Origin of the sequence: Paracraurococcus ruber (genome assembly GCF_004353985.1) — a bacterium.
Lineage (GTDB): Bacteria > Pseudomonadota > Alphaproteobacteria > Acetobacterales > Acetobacteraceae > Paracraurococcus > Paracraurococcus ruber.
In genome coordinates this window covers 1-19,559 of the sequence record NZ_SMOA01000009.1, presented here as the reverse complement: position 1 = coordinate 19,559, position 19,559 = coordinate 1, and the positions used below count along the sequence as shown (strand labels likewise).

The window sequence follows — 19,559 nt, the reverse complement described above, 5'->3', positions numbered from 1 at the left end:
CGCGTCAGCCCTGCCGGCCGCCGGGGGCCGACCCACCGGGCGGCCCGCCCGGGGCACCGCCGGGCCGGGCGCCGGGCGGCGGGCCACCGGCCGGGGCCGCGTTCACCTCCTGCCCTGGGCGGACCCGTTGCAGGCCCTCGGCGATCACCGTCTCGCCGCCTTCCAGCCCGCGCTCGATCACCACCTCGTCCCGGATGGTCTGGCCCAGCGTCACGGGGCGGCGCTGCGCCTTCTTGTCGCCATCCACCACCAGCACGTAGTTGCCGCCCTGGTCCTGCAGCACCGCGGCGCGCGGGATGACGATGGCCTGCACCGGCTCCGCCCCCTCGACGAACACGGTCACGAACTGCCCGTCGATCAGCTCCCGGTCGCCGACCACGCCGCGCACGCCGTCGCGCCGCGGGTTCGGCATCAGCGCGCGGATCAGCAGGCTGTCCGTGTTCCGGTCCACCTGGGTGTCCACGAATTCGATCCTTCCGCGCTGCGGGTAGACGCGGCCATCGGTGGTGCGGATGCGGATCACCACCGCATTCACCCCGCCGCGGCCTTCGTAGCGGTTCCGCAGCTCGACGCCGGCGCGGGCGCTGACGGTGAAGACCACGCGCATCGGGTCCTGGCTGACGATGATCGCCAGCGGATCGGCGAGGGTGGGAGAGACGACGTTGCCCGGCGTGTAGGTGGCGCGGCCGATCTTGCCGTCGATGGGGGACAGGATGTCGGTGTAGCCCAGGTTGATTTCCGCCACCCGGACCTGCGCCTGGGCCGCCAGCACCTGGGCATTCGCCGTGCGCTCCTGCGCCTGGGCATTGTCCAGCGCCACCTGGGTGCCGGCGCCGGTCTGCCGCAACTCCCGCGCGCGGGCCAGCGACACCCGGGCATTCTCGAGCGTCGCCTGGGCGGAGGCGACATTGGCCCGGGACTGCTCCAGCGCCGCCTCGAAGGGTGGCTTCTCCAGCCGGAACAGCACATCGCCCGCCTTCACTTCCTGCCCCTCGGTGAAGGCGCGTTCCTGCAGGAAGCCGGTGACGCGGGCGCGGATCTCGACGCGGTTCACCGCCTCGATCCGACCGGTGAATTCCGAAGTCTCGGTCACCGGCTTGCGGTCCGCCGTCACCACCCCGACCGCCGGCGGGCCCTGCGGTCCGAACTGGGCCAGCGCCGGCCCCTGCGCGAGCAGGAGAAGAAGCAGGGCGGAGGCCAGCGGGGCGGAGCGACGGCGCATGCGGCGGGAGTCCGAGACAAGGGGGTAGCAGGACATACTGCACCCGCGAAATCGGGTTTGGCATCTGGCCATATGGCGGGCTACCGCCAGCCGGCAGCAAGCCGATGACAATTCCTCCATCACCGGCTTGCCGGCAACGGTTCCCGCGCGCAGGCTTGCCCCATGTGGTTCGTCCCGCCGCGCGAGATTCCGGTCCGCCTGTTCGCCGCCTTGCCACCTGCGCTGCGTCAGCCGCGCCGCACCGAATGGGCCGATGCCAACCGCGGCGGCGCCCCGATCGACAGCTTCCTGGAAGGCCCCTGCTTTGATGCGGCGGGACAGTTCCTCGTCACGGATATCCCGAATGGCCGCGTGCTGTGCGTCGGCGCCGCCGCTTGGGACGTGCTCGCGGCCTGGGATGGCTGGCCGAACGGCATGGCCGTCGCGCGGGATGGCGGGTTGCTGATCACCGACTATCGCCGCGGCCTGCTGCGGCTCGACCCCGCGACCGGCACCGTCACGCCCGTGCTGGCCAGCGTGCTGTCGGAAGGCTTCAAGGGGCTGAACGACCTGGTGCTGGATGCCGCCGGTGCCGTGCTGTTCACCGACCAGGGGCAGACCGGCCTGCAGGATCCGTCCGGCCGCGTCTTCCGGCTATGGCCGGATGGCAGGCTGGACCGGCTGATCGGCAACGGCCCCAGCCCGAATGGCATCGCGTTGAATCGCGCCGGCACGCATTGCTACGTGGCGATGACCCGCAGCTGCGAGGTCTGGCGCTTTGCCCTGCGCGCCGACGCGCAGGTGGGCAAGGCGAATTGCTTCTTCCGCGTCCCGGCCGGCACCAGCGGGCCGGACGGCATGGCGGTGGATGCCGCGGACCGGCTCTTCATCGCCAATCCCGGCCATGGCCAGGTCTGGGGCGTGGATGCGCATGGCCAGCCGCTGTTCCGGCTGGACTGCACGGAATTCGGCCGCACGCCGACGAATTGCTGCTTCGCGCCGGATGGCAGGACGCTGATGATCACCGAAAGCCAATCGGGCGCGGTGCTGGCGGCGGAGATTCCGCCGGCCTGATCCCGGGCGGGATGAGGACCAGCGCCGAGACCGCCGCGACCAGCGCGCAGGCGGCGCCCGTCCAGGCTGCGGCGCGCAGGCCGGCCAGGAAAGCCTCCGCCCCGTCCAGCGCGAAGACGAAGCCCAGCAGCGCCGTCGCCAGCAGCCCGCCCAGGCGCGCAACCGCGCTGTTGACGCCCGACGCGGTGCCGGTATGCGCCGCATCGACCGAGGCCATGACGGTCGTGGTCAGCGGCGCGGCGCAGAGCGCCATGCCGAGGCCGACCAGCAGCACCGTCGGCAGCAGCATGCGCGGGTAGTCCAGCCCGCCCGGACCGACACGCGCCAGCAGCGCGAAGCCCAGCGCCACCACGGCGGCGCCGATCGCCAGGGGCAGCCGCCCGCCATGCCGGGCCGTGACCTTCCCCATCAACGGCGATCCCAGCCCGATCAGCAGCGGCAGCGGCAGCAGCGCCGCCCCGGCCTGCATCGCCGGCCAGGCTTCGATGCGGATCAGCAGGTACGGCAGCAGCACGATCAGCCCGCCCAGCGCGCCATAGAGGAAGAAGGTGAGCAGCGTCAGCCCGACGAAGGCGGCGGAGCCGAACATGGCCAGCGGGATCAGGGCGCGTGCCCCGAGCAGCGCCTGCCGGCGGAGGAAGCCCCCCAGCAGCAGCCCGCCGGCCAGCGCCGCCGACAGCACCGGGGCCAGCCCCATGCCCTCCGCCGCCGCGGTCAGCGCCCAGGTCATCAGGCCCAGCCCCAGCGTCGCCAGCGCACCGCCCAGCCAGTCGAGCCGGGCGGTGCCGCCTGCCGCCCGGCTTTCCGGCACATGCCGCCAAGCGATCGCGGCGGCGGTGGCGGCGATCGGCAGGTTCACCAAGAAGATGCTGCGCCAGCCCAGGGTTTCCACCAGCCAGCCGCCCAGCACGGGGCCCACCGCCCCCGTCAGCGCCCCGGCCGCCGCCCAGGTGCCGATGGCGCGGCCCCGCGCCTCCCCCCGGAAGCCGGCGCCGAGGATGCCGAGGCTGTTCGGCATCAGCATCGCCGCGCCCATGCCCTGCAGCCCGCGCGCCGCCAGCAGCCAGCCCATGGAAGGCGCCGCGGCACAGGCGGCCGAGGCCAGGGCAAAGACCGCGATGCCCGCCAGGAACAGCCGCCGCCGGCCGAAATGATCCCCCGCCGCCCCGCCCAGCAGGATCAGCGCGCCGAGCGGCAGGAGATAGGCACTGACCGCCCAGGACAGCTCGCCCGGCCCGGCGCCGAGGTCCTGCTCGAGCGCCGAGAGCGCGACATTGACTACCGAGCCGTCGATGAAGGCCAGGCTGGTGCCGAGGATGCAGGCCGCCAGCACCCACGGGCTGGCGTCGCCCTCGGCGCGTGCGGCCGGCGGGAAAGGAAGGTCCATCCGCCTGCAAGTGGGGCCCGGTGGACGAGGCGCCATCGCGCCACGGCAATGTCACGCAAGATGCGGGCGGGCATCCAGCATGGCGGATCGCCCGCCTCGGGCGGCGGCCGCGCGTTCAGGCCCCGGGTCTGCCCGGCGAGGGCTGCGGCGCGTCGGGCTTCCACGCGGTCCGCCCGGCAACCGCATGGCGATCCGGTCCCGGCGGGGCATTGCCGTCCTGGCCAGTCCGAAACATGCCTCGCGGATACGTCGCCCGCCCCTTCGCGGACATGTTCCCGCATGGCCTGCGCCTGCGGTTCGCCACGCGAGCCGTTCCAGGTCCTTGCCTACCGGGCGGAGTCCGACGCCGCGGCGTTCACGCCGCGCCGCGACCCGCTCCGGCCGCCGCGCCGCGCCTGCAGCCACAGGTAGCCGAGGCTGCACAGCAGCAGCGCCAGGCCGAAGGTCGCCAGCGCCGCGCCGGTGCCGCCCCAGCCGGCGGCGAGGCCCGAGACGGCCTGCAGCACCGCCGCCCCGCCGAAGAAGGCGATGTTGTTGGCCGACAGCGCGCGGCCGGTCTGCTCCGCCGGCACCGCCGCCCGGACCTGGGCGAAGATCAGGATCTGGAAGGAGATGACGAGGCCGATCGCCACCATCACCGCGGCGTCGAACCCCGCCGGCTGCAACCCCAGCCAGCCGCCCGGCCCGCCCGCCGGCAGCAGCAGCACCAGCAGCCCGACCAGGATATGGCTGCCCGCCAGCAGCACCACCGGGCGCCCGACCAGACGCTGCACCAGGCCGGCGATGGCCGGACCCGCCACCAGCGCCAGCGCCACCAGCAGCAGGACATTGCCGGCCTCGATCCGGGTCAGGCCCTTCGCCTCCATCAGCCAGGGCCCGCCCCAGAGCCCGCGCACCCCCAGCACCACGGCGAAGCTGGCGAAGGCGATGGTCATCGGTGCCCGCAGCCCGGGCGAGGCGGCGATCGCCAGGATCTCCCGCGTGTCCTGCCAGGCGGAGCGGTGGCCGGCCCGCACGGGCGGCGGCTGCCGCACCGTAGCGGCCACCGCCAGGAAGGCCAGCGCCGCCAGCCCGCCGCAGGCCCAGAACCCGGCGCGCCAACCCTGCCATTCCACCAGCAGGGCGAGCGGCGAGGCGCTGAGCAGCATCCCCGAGTTGCCGACCGCCTGGATGACGCCGGACCACAGGCCGAAGCGGTGCGCATCCATGGCCCGCGCGGCATAGGTCATCGGGCACATCAGCGCCCCGGCGCAGCCCATGCCCAGGACGCATTGGGCGATCAGCATGGTCGCCGGGCCTGGTGCCAGCGCCGCCAGGGCGCAGCCCGCCATGCCGATCGCCATCAGCACCAGCGCGGTGCGCCGCACGCCCCAGCGGTCCAGCCCGACGCCCACCGGCACCATGGCCAGGGCGAAGGCGGCGGGGAAGGCGCCGGTCAGCGCCGCCAGCGCCTCCGGCGCCAGGCCGAGGTCGCGCGACAGGACATCGGCCGCCACCGCCGGCAGGGTGCGGACGGCGTTGGAGAAGACATGCCCCAGGGTGAGCGCCAGGATCGGCAGCCCGGGGCCGCGCAGAGACGACACGTTCCCTCCCAGCAGCCGCGCGATCGGAACGCCGCGCGGGCGGTGTTCAGTTCCGGAACAGCTTGCCCGGGTTCAGGATGCCCTTGGGGTCGAGGCTGGCCTTGATCCCGCGCATCACCGCCAGCGCCTCCGGCCCGTGCTCCTGCTCCAGGAATTCCCGCTTGCCGAGGCCGACGCCATGCTCGCCGGAGCAGGTGCCGCCCAGCGCCAGGCCGCGCGCCACAATCTTCCGGTCCAGCTCCCAGGCGCGGTCGAGCCCGGTCGGGTCCTTCGGGTCGAACAGGATGATCTGGTGGAAATTGCCGTCGCCGACATGGCCGACGATGCAGGTGGTGAAGCCGGACGCCACGGCATCCGCCTTGGCGCCCAGGATCGCCTCCGCCAGCTTCGAGATGGGAACGCAGACATCGGTGGTGATGCCGCGATAGCCGGGGATCAGGTTGATCCCGGCCCAGTAGGCGTCATGCCGGGCCTGCCAGAGCTTCGTCCGCGTCTCGGTATCCGTCGCCCAGGAGAAGCCTTCGCCGCCGTGATCCACGGCGATCGCCTCCACCGCCTCCGCCTGCTCCTTCACCGCGGCATGGGTGCCGTGGAATTCCAGGAACAGCGTCGGAGTCGCGCGCAGCCCTTCCAGCTTGCTGTACCTGATGCAGGCTTCCATCTGGTCGGCGTCGATCAGCTCGATCCGCGCCACCGGGATGCCGGACTGCATGGTGACGATGGTGGTGTTCACCGCCGCCTCCAGGTCCGGGAACTGGCAGACCGCGCTGCTCATCGCTTCCGGGATGCCGTGCAGCCGCAGGCGGATCTTCGTGATGATGCCGAGCGTGCCTTCGGAGCCGATGAACAGCCGGGTCAGGTCGTAGCCATTGGCCGCCTTGCGGGACCGCCCGCCGGTCTGGATGACGCGGCCATCGGCCAGCACCACCTCGAGGCCCAGGACATTCTCCCGGATCGTGCCGTAGCGCACGGCGTTGGTGCCGCTGGCGCGCGTGGCGCACATGCCGCCGATGGTGCAGACGCTGCCGGGATCCACCGGGAAGAACAGGCCCTGGTCGCGCAGGTAGTCGTTCAGCTGCTGCCGCGTCACCCCCGGCTCGATCAGGCAGTCCATGTCCTCCGGATTCACCTCCAGCACCGCCGTCATGCGGGAAAGGTCCACGGAGATGCCGCGCCGCACCGGGTTCACATGCCCTTCCAGGGACGTGCCGGCGCCGAAGGCCACGACCGGCACCTCATGCCGGTGGCACAGGGCGAGCAGGCGGCTCACCTCCTCGGTGGTTTCGACGAAGGCGACGGCGTCGGGCAGGGTGGGCGGCGTCTGGTCCTCCCCGCGCGCATGCTGTTCCCGGATCGCCTGGGCGGTGGAGAGCCGGTCGCCGAGGAATTCGCGGGCGGCGGCGATGACGGCGTCCACCGGACGCGCGGCGATGGTGTTCATGGCGGTTCCCTCGGCGGGGGCTGTCGGGGCGTTGTAGGGCGCGCGCGCGCCGCGGTCACGCATGACCCCGGGCTCAGACCGGTCCAGGGGTCGCCTGACCCCTGGTGGCGGGAGTTCGAGGGGGCAAAGCCCCTTCGGTGTCACCCGTCCCGCAGCAGCGGGCAGGTCAGGCAATGCGGCCCGCCGCCGCCGGCGGTGAACAGCGACAGCGCCGGGTCGAGCACCGTGAGCCCTTCCGCCCGCAGCGCCGCATTCAGGTCGTGGCTTTCCGCCGCCGAAATCACTCGGTCATTGCCCAGCGCCAGGATGTTGCAGCCCAGCCGCATCGCCTCCCGGTAGGGGACGGGGATGCAACGGATGCCATGCCCGGCCAGCCAGCCGTGGAACCCCTCGTCCAACCCGTCGAGGCAGGCGACGGCGAGGCCGGGCGCCGCCAGGCAGAACAGGACGTCCAGATGGAGGAAATGCTCGTCGAAAGGCTCGACCCGCACCTCCCAGCCTTCCGCTCGCAGCCAGCCGGCAAGCTGCTCGGCCCCGGCCAGGTCGGTGCGGCCGCCGCTGGCGCCGATGCAGGCGAGGCCGGGGCGGAGGATGTGGATATCCCCGCCTTCCAGCGTGCCGGCGGAGGATTTGCGCCAGAAGCCGCTGCCCTGCGCCGCGTGCCAGTCCAGCAACGGGGCATATTCGCCGCGCCGCTGCGGCCGTTCCAGCTGGCACAGCACCGGGCCGCGATGCGTCACCACCACGCTGTCGCGGGTATAGGCCATGTAGGGCAGATGCGGCTCGGGCCGCAGGTGGTGGACGGTGGCGGCAGCCTGCTCCAGCGCCGCGACCAGTTCCCGATGCTGCGCCTGCAGCCCCTGCAGGTCGGCCTGCCCTCCCGCTGCCAGCGTCCGCCGGGCGATGGCATTGGTCGGGATCCAGCGGTAGTGGTCGGGCGGGCAGACCAGCACCTCCCGCAGGGGGCCGGTTTCGGAGGCGACGGTCCAGGACGGCGGCATCCGCGCAGCCTGACGAAGGCTGGCCGCCGCGTCCAGGACGCCGCGCCGGCGCGGTGACCTGCCCGGCGATGGCCTCTGCCCCCGCGGCGGCCGGCGTCCGGCCGGTGGGCACTGTCGATCGGTTCGCGCCGCCTGCCGCGATGCCGAAGGTGGCCGACTGGCCGCGCCGGTTCGCCGGGCCCGAGGAGCCGTACCCGGAGGCCTTCGCGCCCGACATCCGCCGGCGGGTCGCCCGGTCATCGCGCGCACGACATGGGCCTGGGTAGGAGGGTTCGGACGCGGGCGGATCCGGCGACGGAGCGGCCGCCTTCGGCGGCGCTCGCCCCACACTGCGTCGGCGGTGGCGAAGACAGCGCCGTCGATCATGCCGTGGCGATGGCCGAAAATCCTGCGTGGTGCGGCAATGCGCAGGACCGGTGGCAAGCAGGACCCAGGCATCGGCGCCGCGCAGGTGATGCTTGGTCGCGACCTCGCCAGTCGGCGTGATCGCAGCCTCGTGCGGCCTGATGCGACGCCCCTGATCCTGGCGCAGATCGGCCAGACGCCCTGCGCATGGCGTGCGGCCTGCACGGCATCGCGTCATCCGGCCGGCAAATCGCCGGCATTCAGGTTGCGCATTGGGATGGATCGGGCCGCGGGCCTATCTCATGCCTCGACAGGACGGCGCCGGGCCGTCCCGCACTTCTCAAGGAAGAAGAAAACCATGTTCCGCACTGCAATCCTTGCATCCGCCCTCGCCTTCGGCATCACCGGTGCCGCGCTTGCGCAGGGTGGTCCGCGCCTGATCGGCGGCGGCCCGGATGCCTATGTGGCCTATGACGCGCCGAGCGAGAATGTCGTCGGCGGCGGCTACGCCTCCATCGTCGGCGAGGCCGGCAACCGCGAGATCGCCTATGGCGGCACGCCGCAGGCGCAGGCCTCCAGCGGCCTCGTCGCGCAGATCACCGGCGATGCCAACAGCCGCCACGTCACCTATGTCCGCCCGCAGGCGGTGCCGACCGGCCTGGCCGGCATCCGCTCCTCGCAGTCCGGAAGCTGACGCTGCGGCGGTTCGCGTTCATCGCAGAACGCTGCACCGCTGGAGTTGGTGGATCGCGGAGCGGCGTCACGCCGCTCCGCCATCGGCCCTTGCAAGGGCCGGGGCCATGCCCGGCCCAGGCCGCGCCATCCGATACCATCCGATAAGTGACGGGTCCGGTGCGCCCCGGGGCGACCGTGACGGTCCCCGACCGAGCCTAGACCTGCTTCAGGCCGAGCTCCTGCACCAGCCGGCGCGCCTCCTCGGCCAGCAGCACCGCCTCGTTGGCGAATTCCTCGGTGCCCAGGTAGCGCACCGGCATGTCGAAGCGCGCCAGCACCGCCAGATGCTGCGGGTCATGCACCGCGGCGCGGAAGGCATCATGGATCGCCCGCACCACCGCTGGTTCCATCCCGCGCGGGCCGGCGATGCCATAGCTGCTTTCCCCAAGCACATCCCAGCCCAATTCGCGGAAGGTCGGCACCGCCGGGAAGCGGCGCGCGCGCTCGGCGTTCCAGATTGCCAGCGGCCGCAGCCGGCCTTCCAGCGCCATGTCTGCCCAGGCGCTGGTCTCGGCCGAGGCATGGATATCGCCCGACAGCAGCGCTTGCAGGTTCGGCGCGGCGCCACGGAAGGGCACCGCCACCCAGTCGACGCCAACGAGCCGGCCCAGCTGGCGCATCTGGATCTCGGTCGTGTTCGCGCCGGGCGTGCCGTAATTCACCGTACCGGGGTGCGCGCGGGCATGGTCCACCAGCGCCGGCATGGTCTGCCAGGGCGCATCCGGCCGCACCACCACCCCGCCCATGTAGCCGACCATGCGGAGGATCCAGGTGAAGTCCCGCACCGGGTCCCATTGCGGCTTCTGCTGCATGGCCGGCATGCGGAAGACGCCCTGCGGCATCTGCGACAGCGTGTAGCCGTCCGGCTTCGCATCCTTCAGCGCCATGGCGCCCAGCGTGCCGCTCGCCCCTGGCCGGTTCTCCACCACGATGGGCTGGCCCAGATGGCGCTGCGCGATCTCGCAGACCGAGCGCATCTGGATGTCCGTCGCGCCGCCCGGCGTCCAGGGCACGAAGACGCGGATCGGCCGGTCGGGCCAGCGTGGCTGGCCGATCGCCGGCAGCGGCAGCAGGGCGGGGCCGGTGCCCAGCAGGGCGCGGCGGGTCAGGGCTTGCGGCATGGCATCTCTCCCCAGGGCAGCCGGCTTGCCGCCGGTCTGCCGGGCAGGATGCGCCGCCGCGCCGGGTCGCCGCCAGCCCCTGCCTGGGAAGGCGGCCCGGGGGCAGCCGGCGGGTGGTTCAGTTCAGCTTCAGGCCTAGCCGCTGGATCATCGCCCGATCCTCGGCCACCTGGCGGCGGACGAAGTCGCGGTACTCCTCCGGCCCCTTGTACATCACCGGCATGTCGAAGCGGTCCAGCACCGCCAGGTGGGCGGGCGCGTTCAGCGCGTCCTTGAACATGTCGTGGATGGCGCGGACCAGGCCGGGATCCATGGTCTTCGGCCCGCCGATGCCGTAGGGGGAGGCGCTGACGATGTCGATCCCGACCTCCCGCAGGGTCGGCACGGTGGGGAAACGCTTCGCCCGCTCCTCCCCCCAGGTCACCAGCAGCCGTGCCTTGCCGTCCTCGACCAGCTGCGACCAGCCGCTGCTGTCGGCCAGCACGTCGGTCTGGCCGCCCAGCAGGGCGTTCATGTTCTCGGCGAAGCCGCGGAACGGCACATGCGTCCAGTCGATGCCGCGATCGGCCGCGATGCGCTCCATGGTCAGGTGCAGCGACGTGCCGATGCCGGGGGAGCCGTAATTCACCTTCCCCGGGTTCTTCTGCGCGTAATCGAGCAGTTCTGGGAAGGTCTTCCAGGGCGCATCGGCGCGCACCACCACGCCGAACAGGTAGCCGCAGAGATGGATGATGTAGGTGAAGTCGGTCACCGGATCCCACATCGGCCGGCTGGACATCAGCGGCGTGCGGAAGACGGAGACGGGCATCTGCCCCAGCGTGGTGCCGTCCGGCTTGTCGGTCAGCATGGCCTGGGCGCCCAGGATGCCGCCGGCGCCCGACTTGTTCTCCACCACCACCGGCGGTCCGCCACTTCGGGATGCCGCGTCGCACAGCGCGCGCATCTGCACATCGGTGGTGCCGCCGGGACCCCAGGGGACATACATGCGGATCGGTCGCGTCGGCAGGCCGGTCTGCCCGAGGGCAGGGGTGGCGAGCGCAGCGGCGCCGAGCACGAGCGCGGCGCGGCGGCGGAGCGGATGGGACATGGCGATTCTTCTCCCGGGCAGGCCCGGCATGAACGCGGGACCGCGGCTGGGGGCGATGCCGCCTTGCCGCCATGGTCCGTGCCGGGGCGGGCCCGATGGCCTGCCGGCGTGGCGCGGTCAACCGCCCGCGCCGCGCCTGCCGATCAGATCGCGCGGAAGAAGTATTCGCCCAGCGTCTTGAAGCCGATGCGGAACAGCACGATCGTGCTGGCGGGATAGAGCGACTGCGTCGCCGGGTCCTGCGCGAAACGCTTGATGAAGCGTCCTTCCAGGATGAAGCACTCGTCCTCGTAGCCGGCGAAGCCGGACAGCAGGACGGGCCGGTCGATCTTCAGGTCGTAGCGGCCGGTGATGCCGGCCCGCCAGTACTGGCCGATGCGGCCGCTGACGCCGACCGAAACCTCCTCACGCGAGCGGATGCGGCCGCCGACCTCCGGCACCAGGTAGGGCAGCGGCACGGAATAGAGATAGCCGACCGAGAAGGTGGCGGGCCCGACGGTCAGGTTCGCGCTGGTGTCCGACAATTGGGTGGAGAAGGGCTGCTCGCCATTCGTCCGCACGCGGGTGACCGCGTCGAACCATGGGGTCGGTGCCAGCCGCATCCGCGCCACCCAGGCGGAGGCGCGCTTGTCCAGGCCGGAATTCGCGTAAGGGTTCTCCCGCTGGAAGTCGTCGTCCAGGCGGTAGGACCGGCCGACCAGGCCTTCCAGCTGGCCGCCATTGGGGAAGTCCCAGGCGCTGCGCAGGGCCGTGTCCACCCGCGTGCCGCCTTCCTGCCGGTCGCGGCCGGTGAAGCGGTTCAGCGCGAAGAGGTTGGCATCGGTGAATTCGAAATCGACGCTGTCCTCGTTCGGCACGCTGCGCTGCGGGCCCTGGCGCGGGCCGGTGACGACCTGCACCCGCGGCTCGATCGTCTGGCTGCCATACTCGCCGGCGTTGCGGATGAAGGGCATCCGCCAGTCCACCGCGGCGCGGACATTGCCGACGCCGCGGGTGCCGTTGGCGTCCGGCAGGTTGGTCGGCGGTTCCTGCTGGCCGCGGGCGCGGTAGCCGATGGCGTCGGTCTGCACCTTGAAGGTCCAGACGCCGCCGAGCCCGTCCACCTCCGGCCGTTCCCAGCGCGCCCGCGTCGCGATGCGCTGGGATTCGCTGCCGATGTCGCGGTAGATGCCCAGGATCCCGGCATCCAGCGTCAGGAAGCCGCCCAGGATCTTCTCCCGCGGCGCCTTCTCGACATAGATGTTGGGCAGGACATAGGGCACCTGCCGCGTGTCGTCGACGCTGCGCAGCCCCTGATAGGCGCGGGCGTCGAAGCGGGCATAGCCCGTCGTCTCCCAGAAGCCCTCGGCATAGACCTGGCTGGTCAGCACCCGGCGATATTCGTAGCGGAAGGTCCGCAGGTACAGCTCGGAACTGGCGCGGTTCAGGTCGAAGCCGGCGCGCCAGTTCTCGTCAACCGTGAAGCGGCCCTTGAGGAAGATGTGGCCCGCCAGATCCTCCCGCCCGCCGGCCGCCTTGCCGGAGGTGTCGTTGCCGTTGAATCCGCCGACCGAGGCGCTGCCGGTGATCTCCCCGAAATTGAACAGCTTGCGGTATTCGAGCCCGAGATTGGGGTTCTGCCGGCTGGAGAAGATCGGGGTGATCGTCAGGTCCGACGTCTCGTCGATCGCCCAGAAATACGGCGTCTCGAAGAAGCCGCCGAGGAAGCGGGTATAGCCGAAGGTCGGGAACAGGAAGCCGGAGGCGCGCGGCGTCGAGGGATCGGGATGCGAGAGATAGGGCGTGTAGAGCACCGGCACGCCGAAGAAGCGCACCGTCGCGTCGCGGTAGGAGATGCGCAGCGCGTCCTTGTCCTGCGTCGCCCGCCGCGCCTGCACCTGCCACAGCGGCGGTGCGGTCGGGTCGTCGGCGCAGAGGTCGCAGGAGGTATAGGCGACGCGCGCCAGCTCGTTCACCGTGCCGCCGGTGCGGCGGGCGCCGTTCGCCGCCATCTTGCCGTTGGCCGCCAGCAGTGCGCGCACGCCTTCCAGAACGCCGTCGCGGAAGCGGTCCTTCAGCTCCGCCTCCTCGGCGAACAGGACGGTGCCGTCCGGCTCCAGCAGCTGAACATTGCCCTTGGCGGTCGCCACGCCGGTGTTGCGGTTGTAGGTGAAGACATCGGCGCGCAGCAGCCGCTCGCCCTGCCAAGCCTCCACCTTGCCACGGGCGGTGACGATGCCGGTTTCCCGGTCGTACTCCACCTCATCCGCCTGGAAGGTGACGGGCGCGTTGGGGTCCTGGCGCGGGCCGCCGCCGGTGCCGCCGCCCAGCCCCGCGAAAGGCTCGACGCGCTGCGGCCGGCTGGTCGCGCTGTCGGGCACCGGCGTCGGGTCGCGCGGCGTCACGGTGGGCTGGTCGTACTGCGCGAAGGCGGCGCCCGGCAGCCCGGCCAGCAGGAGCAGCAGCGCAGGCAGGCGGAGGCGGCGCATCCGGTCCGGCACGGGGCTCATCCATCCTCCAGGTGCAGCAGCAAAGCGAGGGCGAGCAGCAGGCCGGCGACGGTCGGCGCCCAGGCCGCGAGCTCGACCGGCAGCGTGCCGGCCTCGCCGAATTCGCTGGTGATCTTGTCGATGACGAAAAGGGCGAAGCCGGCCGCGACGCCGGCACCGATCATCTGCGCGACGCCGCCGCGGCGGGAGGAGCGCATGGAGAAGCCGGCCGCCAGCAGCGCCATCGCCACTGCCAGCACCGGCAGGGCCAGCAGGGACTGGAAATGCAGCTGGTGCCGCACGGCGGAGAAGCCCGCCGCCTCCAGCACGGCGATGAAGCCGGGCAGCGCCCAGAAGGACAAGGTGTCGGGGGAGGCGAAGCTGTCCTCGATCCGGTCAGGCGTCAGGTCGGTGGGGAAGCTCAGCGTCTCCGGCGCGCCGACCGGACGGCCGGGCTGGAAGGTGGTCGCGTCCTCCAGCACCCAGCGGCCGGGCAGCAGCCGCGCCCGCGGCGCCTCGATCCGCGCCAGCGGCCGGTCGCTCGCCGACAGGCGCCAGAGGCTGACATCGGTCATCGCGAAGCCGGCGATGCGGTCCGCCGGCCGGGCGGCGACCGGCCGGCCCGACAAGATGGCGACGCCCTGCGCCTCCAGCGCCCGGTCGGCCTGGCGCAGCCAGAGCCGGCCGCCGGCGATGGCCGTCAGCCCGGCGCTGCTGCGGAGATAGGCGTAGTCCAGCCGTTCCGCCCGGGCCAGCATGGCGGAGGAGAGCGGCGAGACCGCCGCGGTGCCCAGCACGCCGAACAGCAGCGCGACCGCGACCGGCCCGGACAGGAACCCCCAGGCGGAGATGCCGGCGGCGCGGGCCACGATCAGCTCCGACGACCGGGTCAGCCGCCAGAAGGCGAGGATGCCACCCAGCAGGATGGCGAAGGGCATGATCTGCAGCGCGACGAAGGGCAGGCGCAGCCCGGCGATGGAGGCGACCAGCGCGAAGCCGGCATCCTGCCGCGTCGCCGCGCGGCGCAGCAGTTCGATGAAGTCGAACAGCGCGACCAGCAGGGTCAGCCCCGCCAGCATGGCGAAGGTCGCCCCCAGGAAGCGGCGTGCGACATAGAGGCTGAGGGTGGCGGCGAGGTTCATGCCGGCCCCGCCCCTTCGGCCTGGGCCGGCCGCGGCCGCCGGCGGCCCAGGCCATGCGGCAGGCCGGGCAGGCCGGCGATGACCCAGCAGGCCAGCACCCCGGGCGCCAGCGCATTCACCCAGATCAGCGGGATCATGCTGTTCTGCCGCGCCGCCAGGTTGCCGACCATGAGCCCGAGCGCGAGCAGCGCCACCACCACGGCGATGCCCGTGAAGAGCCGGATGCCGCCGCCATGCCGGCGGAACTGGCCGGCCAGGGCGGTTGCCAGCGCCACCAGCCCGAACCCGATGGCATTCAGCGGGGAGGCGAGGCGCTGATGCGCTTCCGCCCGGAAGCGGCGCAGGTCGCGGTCCGGGATGCGGTCGGCCGGGTCGGGGTTCAGCAGCTCGTCCAGCGTACGTTCCTGGGCGTTGCGGTATCGCTCGCCGTCCTGCGTGCCGCCGCGGGTACGGGCCAGGTCCACGCTGTTCTCGCTGAAGGACAGCACGTTCAGCCGGGTGCTGGGCGGCGTGCCCGGCGCCGCATCGGCCGGTGGCGGCACGCGGTCGATCTGCTGCCGCTGCCCGTTCTCCAGCGTGACGCGCGGCCCGTTCGGGCCGGGGGTGATGCGGCCGGCCTCGGCCAGGATGGTGACCGGTGCCCCCCTCTCCCGCGCGTCATGGATCAGGATGCCGCGCAGCGTGCCGTCCCGGTCGCGGTAGCGGGCATAGACCGTCAGGTCGTCGCCGATGGAGGAGAAGACGCCTTCCTGCACCAGGATGGCGGCCAGCTGGTTGCGGATCTCGAACTGCCAGGCGCGGAAGGAGGCCTGGGTGACCGGCACCAGCCAGAGATTGAGCGCGTAGCACAGCCCGGCGGCAATCGTGGCCAGGCCCAGGGCCGGCCGGGCCAGCCGCCACTGCGACAGGCCGGCGGCCCGCATCACCACCAATTCGCGGTCCGCCGCCAGCCGGACATACACGAACAGCGTCACCACGAAGGTGGTGATCGGCAGGATGACGGCGAAGAAGCTTGGCAGCAGCAGCCCGGTCAGCTCGATGAAGACGAGGAAGGAGAGGCCGCGATCGAGCACCAGCTCGATGAAGCGCAGCGACTGCGTCAGCCAGACCAGCGCCGCCAGGCCGATGGTCACGGCGAGCAGGGCGACCACGAGCTGGCGGAAGATGTAGCGGTCGAGGCGGGTCATGCGCGTGGCGGCACCCTAGCGATGCCGGAAGGGCGGGGAAAGCGCCGGCGCGGCGGGTTGTTGCAGGGATGCCGCAGCTGTGGCCGCTCTGCCCAGGAATCGGCCGATCGCCGCGCCGGCCCGGGGGCCGGTTCGCCGGCGGGGATCGCCCTTGGCCCTGCCCCGCCCTGGTGGCCTGGCCGGGCCCGGGTGGTGGCGGGCCGCCGCCGTCAGATCACCTGGTAGCGCGCCTTGGCGGCCCGTTCGATCGCGCCGGCGATCAGCCGGTCCAGGTCGAGGGCGATGCGCAGATCCTGCAGGAATTGCAGCTCCCCCTGGGACGCCTCGCCATCCGCCGCCGCCACCTCGCAGGCCAGCAGGTAGGCCGTCTCCCGCAGGCGCTGCGGCAGGGCGTCGCTGATCAGGGTCATGGCGAGGTCGAGCCCGTCCTCTCGGTTCAGCAGGCCCAGGCAGGTTTCGGTCACGCTGGCGATGTTCGCCGGGTGGAAATCGCTGAAGACCGGCAGTTCCTGCACCAGGCGGGACATCGCCCCCACCTCGGCATCCGTCATGTTCCGGTCCGAGGCCGCCATGAGCACCATGGCGCAGACCAAGGCCTCCTGCGGGTTGAAGCGGGTATTGGGCATGGGGCCTCGCTGTTCCGGGCGGATCGGCCATCGCATCGCGGGCGCAATGCAGTCCAGGTCACCCGTTCCGTGTCGTCGCGCCGCGCGGCGCTCACGTCAATTGCACGTTCGGTAATAGCTCTCACGGCTCGGCCAGGAAGGCGCGGGTCTCCGCCACCGCCTCGGCGAGGCCGCACCGGCGCAGCGGCACGCCTTCCGGCAGGCCGGCCAGCAGGCGGGAGGGGCAGGACCGGTCCAGCAGGACGAAGACGCCGCGGTCATCGGCCCGGCGGATCAGCCGGCCGAAGGCCTGGCGCAGCCGGTGCCGGGCCAGCGCATCGTCATAGCCCTTGGGCTCCCCGCCCGAGAGGTGGATCCGCCGTTCCCGGTGCAGGATGGAGGGGCGCGGCCAGGGCACCCGGTCGAAGACCAGCAGCCGCAGCGACCGGCCCGGCACATCCACCCCGTCCCGCATGGCATCGGTGCCCAGCAGGCAGGCATCCTCTTCGGCCCGGAAGACATCCACCAGCGTGGCGTTGTCCATGGCGTCCACATGCTGGGCATAGAGAGGAATGCCCGCCGCCTCGAGCGCCGGGGCCATGCGGCGGAAACTCTCCCGCAGCCGCCGGATGGCGGTGAAGAGGCCGAGCGCGCCGCCGCCGGACGCAAGGAACAGCGCCTGCATCGCCGCCGCCACCTGGCCGCCGCGCAGCTTGTCCACGTCGGTCACCACGAAGGCCCGGGTGCGGGCGGCGTAGTCGAAGGGGCTGGGCACCGCGGCGCGGATGGCCGGCGCCGGCAGGTGGCTGGCGCCGGTGCGGGCCTCGGCCGCTGCCCAGGCGGCCTCCGGCTCCTCCGCCAGGCCGGAGTCGCGCAAGGTGGCGCTGGTGATCAGCATCCCATGCGCCGGCGCGGCCACGCTCAGCGCGAAGGGGGTGGTCGGGTCCAGCCAGTGGCGATGCATGCCGGCATCCACCTCCCGCCCCTCCCGCCGGGTCAGGGCCAGCCAGTCCACGAATTCCCGCCGCTCCCCCGGGGTGGGCGGCGGCGCCCGCAGGGCGCGCAGCATGGCCTGCCAGGCGCGCAACGGGATCAGGGCGCGGCGCTCCAGCCCCTTGGCCGCGGTCTCGATGCGGATGCGATCGCCGGTTTCCAGCTCCTCCACCTCGTCCTCGAGCCGGGCCATCAACCGGTCCCGCAGCAGGACCAGCGGCTCCTCCAGCCGCTTCAGGGCGCGTTCCAGCGCCTCGGCCGCCTCCGGGATGTCCTCGCCCAGCGGGTGCAGGTCGCATTCCAGGTCGTAGAGCCCCTCCTCCTCCGGCGCGCGGGCCAGCACCTGGCGGCGGACGGCGCGGAGGAAGGCCTCGGCCGGGTTGGCCATACGCTCGGCGGCGGCGAGGGTCGGGGCGGGGCGTTCCCCGGCATCGCCCTCCTCCTGCAGCGGGTCGTGCCGCGCCGGCCGCGGCTCCTCCGAGAGGCGGGTGACCCAGCCCAGGCCGGGCAGGGCGCGGGCGGCCTGCAGCGCGGCCTCCATCGGCGCCAGCAGGTCGGGGATGTCGCCGGCCAGCTCCTCGATCCGGCGCCGCAGGCCGCGGGCGCGGCTGCGGCCGCCCTCCGCGCCCAGCAGCCAGCGGCGCAATTCCGCCGTCTCGGCGCCGGTGATGGCGGCGCTGAAGGCGGCATCGGCGGCATCGAACAGGTGATGCCCCTCGTCGAAGACGTAGCGCAGCGGCCGCGTATCCTCCCCGCCGCCCAGCGCCGCCTGCACCATCACCAGCGCATGGTTGGCGACGACGAGGCTGGCGGTGCGGGCGCGGCGGATGGAGTGCTCGACGAAGCATTGCTTGTAGCGCGGGCAGGCGGACCGGATGCATTCGCCGCGCCGGTCGGCCAGCGGCCAGATCGCCTGCGGGCCGTGCAGTTCGGCGATCCAGCCCGGGAAGTCGCCGCCCATCAGGTCGCCATCCCGCGTCGCCAGCGCCCAGCGGGCGACGAGGCCGAGCGGCACCGCGAGGTCGGGATGCCCGGCCTGGCCCAGCATCTCCTCGAGGTTCAGCAGGCACAGGTAGTTCTCCCGCCCCTTGCGGACGACGACGCGGCGGCGGCGCTCCTCCGGCTCCGGGTAGAGGCGGCCCAGTTCCTGGTCGATCTGCCGCTGCAGGTTGCGGGTGAAGGTGGAGATCCAGACCGGCGCGCCGTTGCGCTCCGCCCACAGGGAGGCCGGGGCGATGTAGCCGAGCGTCTTGCCGGTGCCGGTGCCGGCCTCGGCCAGCACCACATGCGGCGCGCCCCGGTCCTCCCGCGGGGCGAAGGCGCCGGCGGCAGCCGAGGCATAGTCGGCCTGCTGCGGCCGCTGCTCCGCGTCCTCGCCCAGGATCTCGCCAAGGCGCGTGCGCGCCTCGGTCGGGGAGACGTCGAAGCTGGCGGGCGGCTGGGCGGGGCCGGGATCCTCCCAATCCGGCAGCCGGCGCCAGACCTTCAGCGGGTCGAGCGAGGGCTTGGGCTCCCCGGCGCCGAGGGCGGCCAGCACTGCCTCCGCCCAGGGCCAGCCGGCGGCCTTCTGCATCTGCGCCGCCAGCAGGCCGGCATCGCGGTTCAGCGGCGTGCCGCGGCCGCCGGCCAGGCGGCGCAGCAGGATCGTCGCCATCTCCGGCAGCAGCGCCGCCGCCGCGGCATCGTCCCGTGGCGGTTCGAGGTCGAGCGCCATGGCGAGGCCGCGCGGCGTCGGCGCCGCCGGCCGCGCCGGCAGGCAGAAGGCGAAGAGGTCGAGCAGGTCGAAGGCGCCCTCGAAGGGCGGCAGGTCCAGCCGCCGGGCGGTCGCGGGCGCATGCACCAGCAGCGGCGGGGGGAAGTCGGCCAGGGCGCGGTGCAGCTCGGCGGCGGAGAGGGCCAGCAATTCCCCGTCCGGGGTCAGCAGCGTCGCGCGGCCATGGCCCGCGACGAGGGCCGGGGCATCGGGCAGCAACAGGCGGGGGGGAAGCGACATGCGGGATGCAGGGTAGCGCAGCTGGCGGCGGCGGTCGCGGGCGGGAATGGGCGCCGGCGCGGCCAGCGCGTCGTGGCATCCCGCGCGAACGGGCCCGGCCGCCGGGCGTTGTCAGCGGGGCGGGTCCCCGCGGCCGGGCACCCGCCTGCCGCCGCGCTCCGCCCCGGCAGCCCTGCCGGCGCGCCGAGGAGCCGCG

Annotated in this window: 14 protein-coding genes; 2 read left to right on the top strand and 12 right to left on the bottom strand. The window is 72.9% G+C overall.

Annotated features, from left to right (window positions below):
* Positions 1-4: 4 nt before the first annotated feature.
* Positions 5-1,222 (bottom strand): efflux RND transporter periplasmic adaptor subunit, encoded by a 1,218-nt coding sequence (locus E2C05_RS03880; RefSeq protein WP_133218291.1) that lies wholly within the window; start codon positions 1,220-1,222, stop codon positions 5-7.
* 162 nt (positions 1,223-1,384) lie between these two features.
* Between E2C05_RS03880 and E2C05_RS03875 the strand changes: the two genes are divergently transcribed.
* Positions 1,385-2,275, top strand: a complete 891-nt coding sequence (locus tag E2C05_RS03875) for an SMP-30/gluconolactonase/LRE family protein (protein WP_133218290.1) — start codon at positions 1,385-1,387, stop codon at positions 2,273-2,275.
* On the opposite strand, the gene E2C05_RS03870 is transcribed toward E2C05_RS03875, so the two are convergent.
* The 4 genes from E2C05_RS03870 to E2C05_RS03855 all read right to left on the bottom strand — a co-directional run bounded on the left by E2C05_RS03870 (position 2,223) and on the right by E2C05_RS03855 (position 7,687).
* A complete protein-coding gene (locus E2C05_RS03870; RefSeq protein WP_158291930.1) occupies positions 2,223-3,662 on the bottom strand; it encodes an MFS transporter in 1,440 nt (479 codons plus the stop codon). The genes E2C05_RS03875 and E2C05_RS03870 overlap by 53 nt on opposite strands.
* Positions 3,663-3,988: 326 nt before the next feature.
* Positions 3,989-5,245 (bottom strand): MFS transporter, encoded by a 1,257-nt coding sequence (locus E2C05_RS03865; protein WP_240046554.1) that lies wholly within the window; start codon positions 5,243-5,245, stop codon positions 3,989-3,991.
* Positions 5,246-5,291: 46 nt separating this feature from the next.
* Positions 5,292-6,686 carry an FAD-binding oxidoreductase gene (locus E2C05_RS03860; protein WP_133218287.1) on the bottom strand — a complete coding sequence of 465 codons (1,395 nt, stop codon included), beginning with the start codon at positions 6,684-6,686 and terminating at the stop codon, positions 5,292-5,294.
* Positions 6,687-6,826: 140 nt separating this feature from the next.
* Entirely contained in the window at positions 6,827-7,687 is an 861-nt protein-coding gene (locus E2C05_RS03855) for a dimethylarginine dimethylaminohydrolase family protein (RefSeq protein ID WP_133218286.1), read from the bottom strand.
* 340 nt (positions 7,688-8,027) lie between these two features.
* Here E2C05_RS03855 and E2C05_RS03850 point away from each other — a divergent pair, with 340 nt between their 5' ends.
* On the top strand, positions 8,028-8,726 hold the full coding sequence (locus E2C05_RS03850; RefSeq protein ID WP_133218285.1) for a hypothetical protein: 699 nt from the start codon (positions 8,028-8,030) through the stop codon (positions 8,724-8,726).
* A 196-nt stretch (positions 8,727-8,922) separates the two neighbouring features.
* Here the strand turns inward: E2C05_RS03850 and E2C05_RS03845 are convergent, their stop codons facing one another.
* The 7 genes from E2C05_RS03845 to E2C05_RS03815 form a co-directional block, all read right to left on the bottom strand.
* Entirely contained in the window at positions 8,923-9,888 is a 966-nt protein-coding gene (locus E2C05_RS03845; protein ID WP_133218284.1) for a tripartite tricarboxylate transporter substrate binding protein, read from the bottom strand.
* Between the two features lie 118 nt (positions 9,889-10,006).
* On the bottom strand, positions 10,007-10,975 hold the full coding sequence (locus tag E2C05_RS03840) for a tripartite tricarboxylate transporter substrate binding protein (RefSeq protein ID WP_133218283.1): 969 nt from the start codon (positions 10,973-10,975) through the stop codon (positions 10,007-10,009).
* Positions 10,976-11,118: 143 nt separating this feature from the next.
* A complete protein-coding gene (locus E2C05_RS03835; RefSeq protein ID WP_240046552.1) occupies positions 11,119-13,464 on the bottom strand; it encodes an LPS-assembly protein LptD in 2,346 nt (781 codons plus the stop codon).
* Positions 13,461-14,585, bottom strand: a complete 1,125-nt coding sequence (lptG, locus tag E2C05_RS03830) for an LPS export ABC transporter permease LptG (protein WP_133218282.1) — start codon at positions 14,583-14,585, stop codon at positions 13,461-13,463. Before lptG ends, E2C05_RS03835 begins: the two co-directional genes overlap by 4 nt.
* Positions 14,582-15,772 (bottom strand): LPS export ABC transporter permease LptF, encoded by a 1,191-nt coding sequence (lptF, locus tag E2C05_RS03825; protein WP_133218281.1) that lies wholly within the window; start codon positions 15,770-15,772, stop codon positions 14,582-14,584. Before lptF ends, lptG begins: the two co-directional genes overlap by 4 nt.
* Positions 15,773-15,981: 209 nt before the next feature.
* Positions 15,982-16,398 carry a tellurite resistance TerB family protein gene (locus E2C05_RS03820; protein ID WP_133218280.1) on the bottom strand — a complete coding sequence of 139 codons (417 nt, stop codon included), beginning with the start codon at positions 16,396-16,398 and terminating at the stop codon, positions 15,982-15,984.
* Positions 16,399-16,519: 121 nt separating this feature from the next.
* Complete coding sequence (locus E2C05_RS03815; protein WP_133218279.1) at positions 16,520-19,363, bottom strand: ATP-dependent DNA helicase; 2,844 nt, start codon at positions 19,361-19,363, stop codon at positions 16,520-16,522.
* Between the last annotated feature and the right edge of the window lie 196 nt (positions 19,364-19,559).

What these genes read in the sequence shown, in the direction of transcription:
- E2C05_RS03880 (WP_133218291.1), bottom strand. Translation starts at nt 1,222, where the DNA reads ATGCGCCGTCGCTCCGCCCCGCTGGCCTCCGCCCTGCTTCTTCTCCTG.
- E2C05_RS03875 (WP_133218290.1), top strand. Translation starts at nt 1,385, where the DNA reads ATGTGGTTCGTCCCGCCGCGCGAGATTCCGGTCCGCCTGTTCGCCGCC.
- E2C05_RS03870 (WP_158291930.1), bottom strand. Translation starts at nt 3,662, where the DNA reads ATGGACCTTCCTTTCCCGCCGGCCGCACGCGCCGAGGGCGACGCCAGC.
- E2C05_RS03860 (WP_133218287.1), bottom strand. Translation starts at nt 6,686, where the DNA reads ATGAACACCATCGCCGCGCGTCCGGTGGACGCCGTCATCGCCGCCGCC.
- E2C05_RS03855 (WP_133218286.1), bottom strand. Translation starts at nt 7,687, where the DNA reads ATGCCGCCGTCCTGGACCGTCGCCTCCGAAACCGGCCCCCTGCGGGAG.
- E2C05_RS03845 (WP_133218284.1), bottom strand. Translation starts at nt 9,888, where the DNA reads ATGCCGCAAGCCCTGACCCGCCGCGCCCTGCTGGGCACCGGCCCCGCC.
- E2C05_RS03840 (WP_133218283.1), bottom strand. Translation starts at nt 10,975, where the DNA reads ATGTCCCATCCGCTCCGCCGCCGCGCCGCGCTCGTGCTCGGCGCCGCT.
- E2C05_RS03835 (WP_240046552.1), bottom strand. Translation starts at nt 13,464, where the DNA reads ATGAGCCCCGTGCCGGACCGGATGCGCCGCCTCCGCCTGCCTGCGCTG.
- lptG (WP_133218282.1), bottom strand. Translation starts at nt 14,585, where the DNA reads ATGAACCTCGCCGCCACCCTCAGCCTCTATGTCGCACGCCGCTTCCTG.
- lptF (WP_133218281.1), bottom strand. Translation starts at nt 15,772, where the DNA reads ATGACCCGCCTCGACCGCTACATCTTCCGCCAGCTCGTGGTCGCCCTG.
- E2C05_RS03820 (WP_133218280.1), bottom strand. Translation starts at nt 16,398, where the DNA reads ATGCCCAATACCCGCTTCAACCCGCAGGAGGCCTTGGTCTGCGCCATG.
- E2C05_RS03815 (WP_133218279.1), bottom strand. Translation starts at nt 19,363, where the DNA reads ATGTCGCTTCCCCCCCGCCTGTTGCTGCCCGATGCCCCGGCCCTCGTC.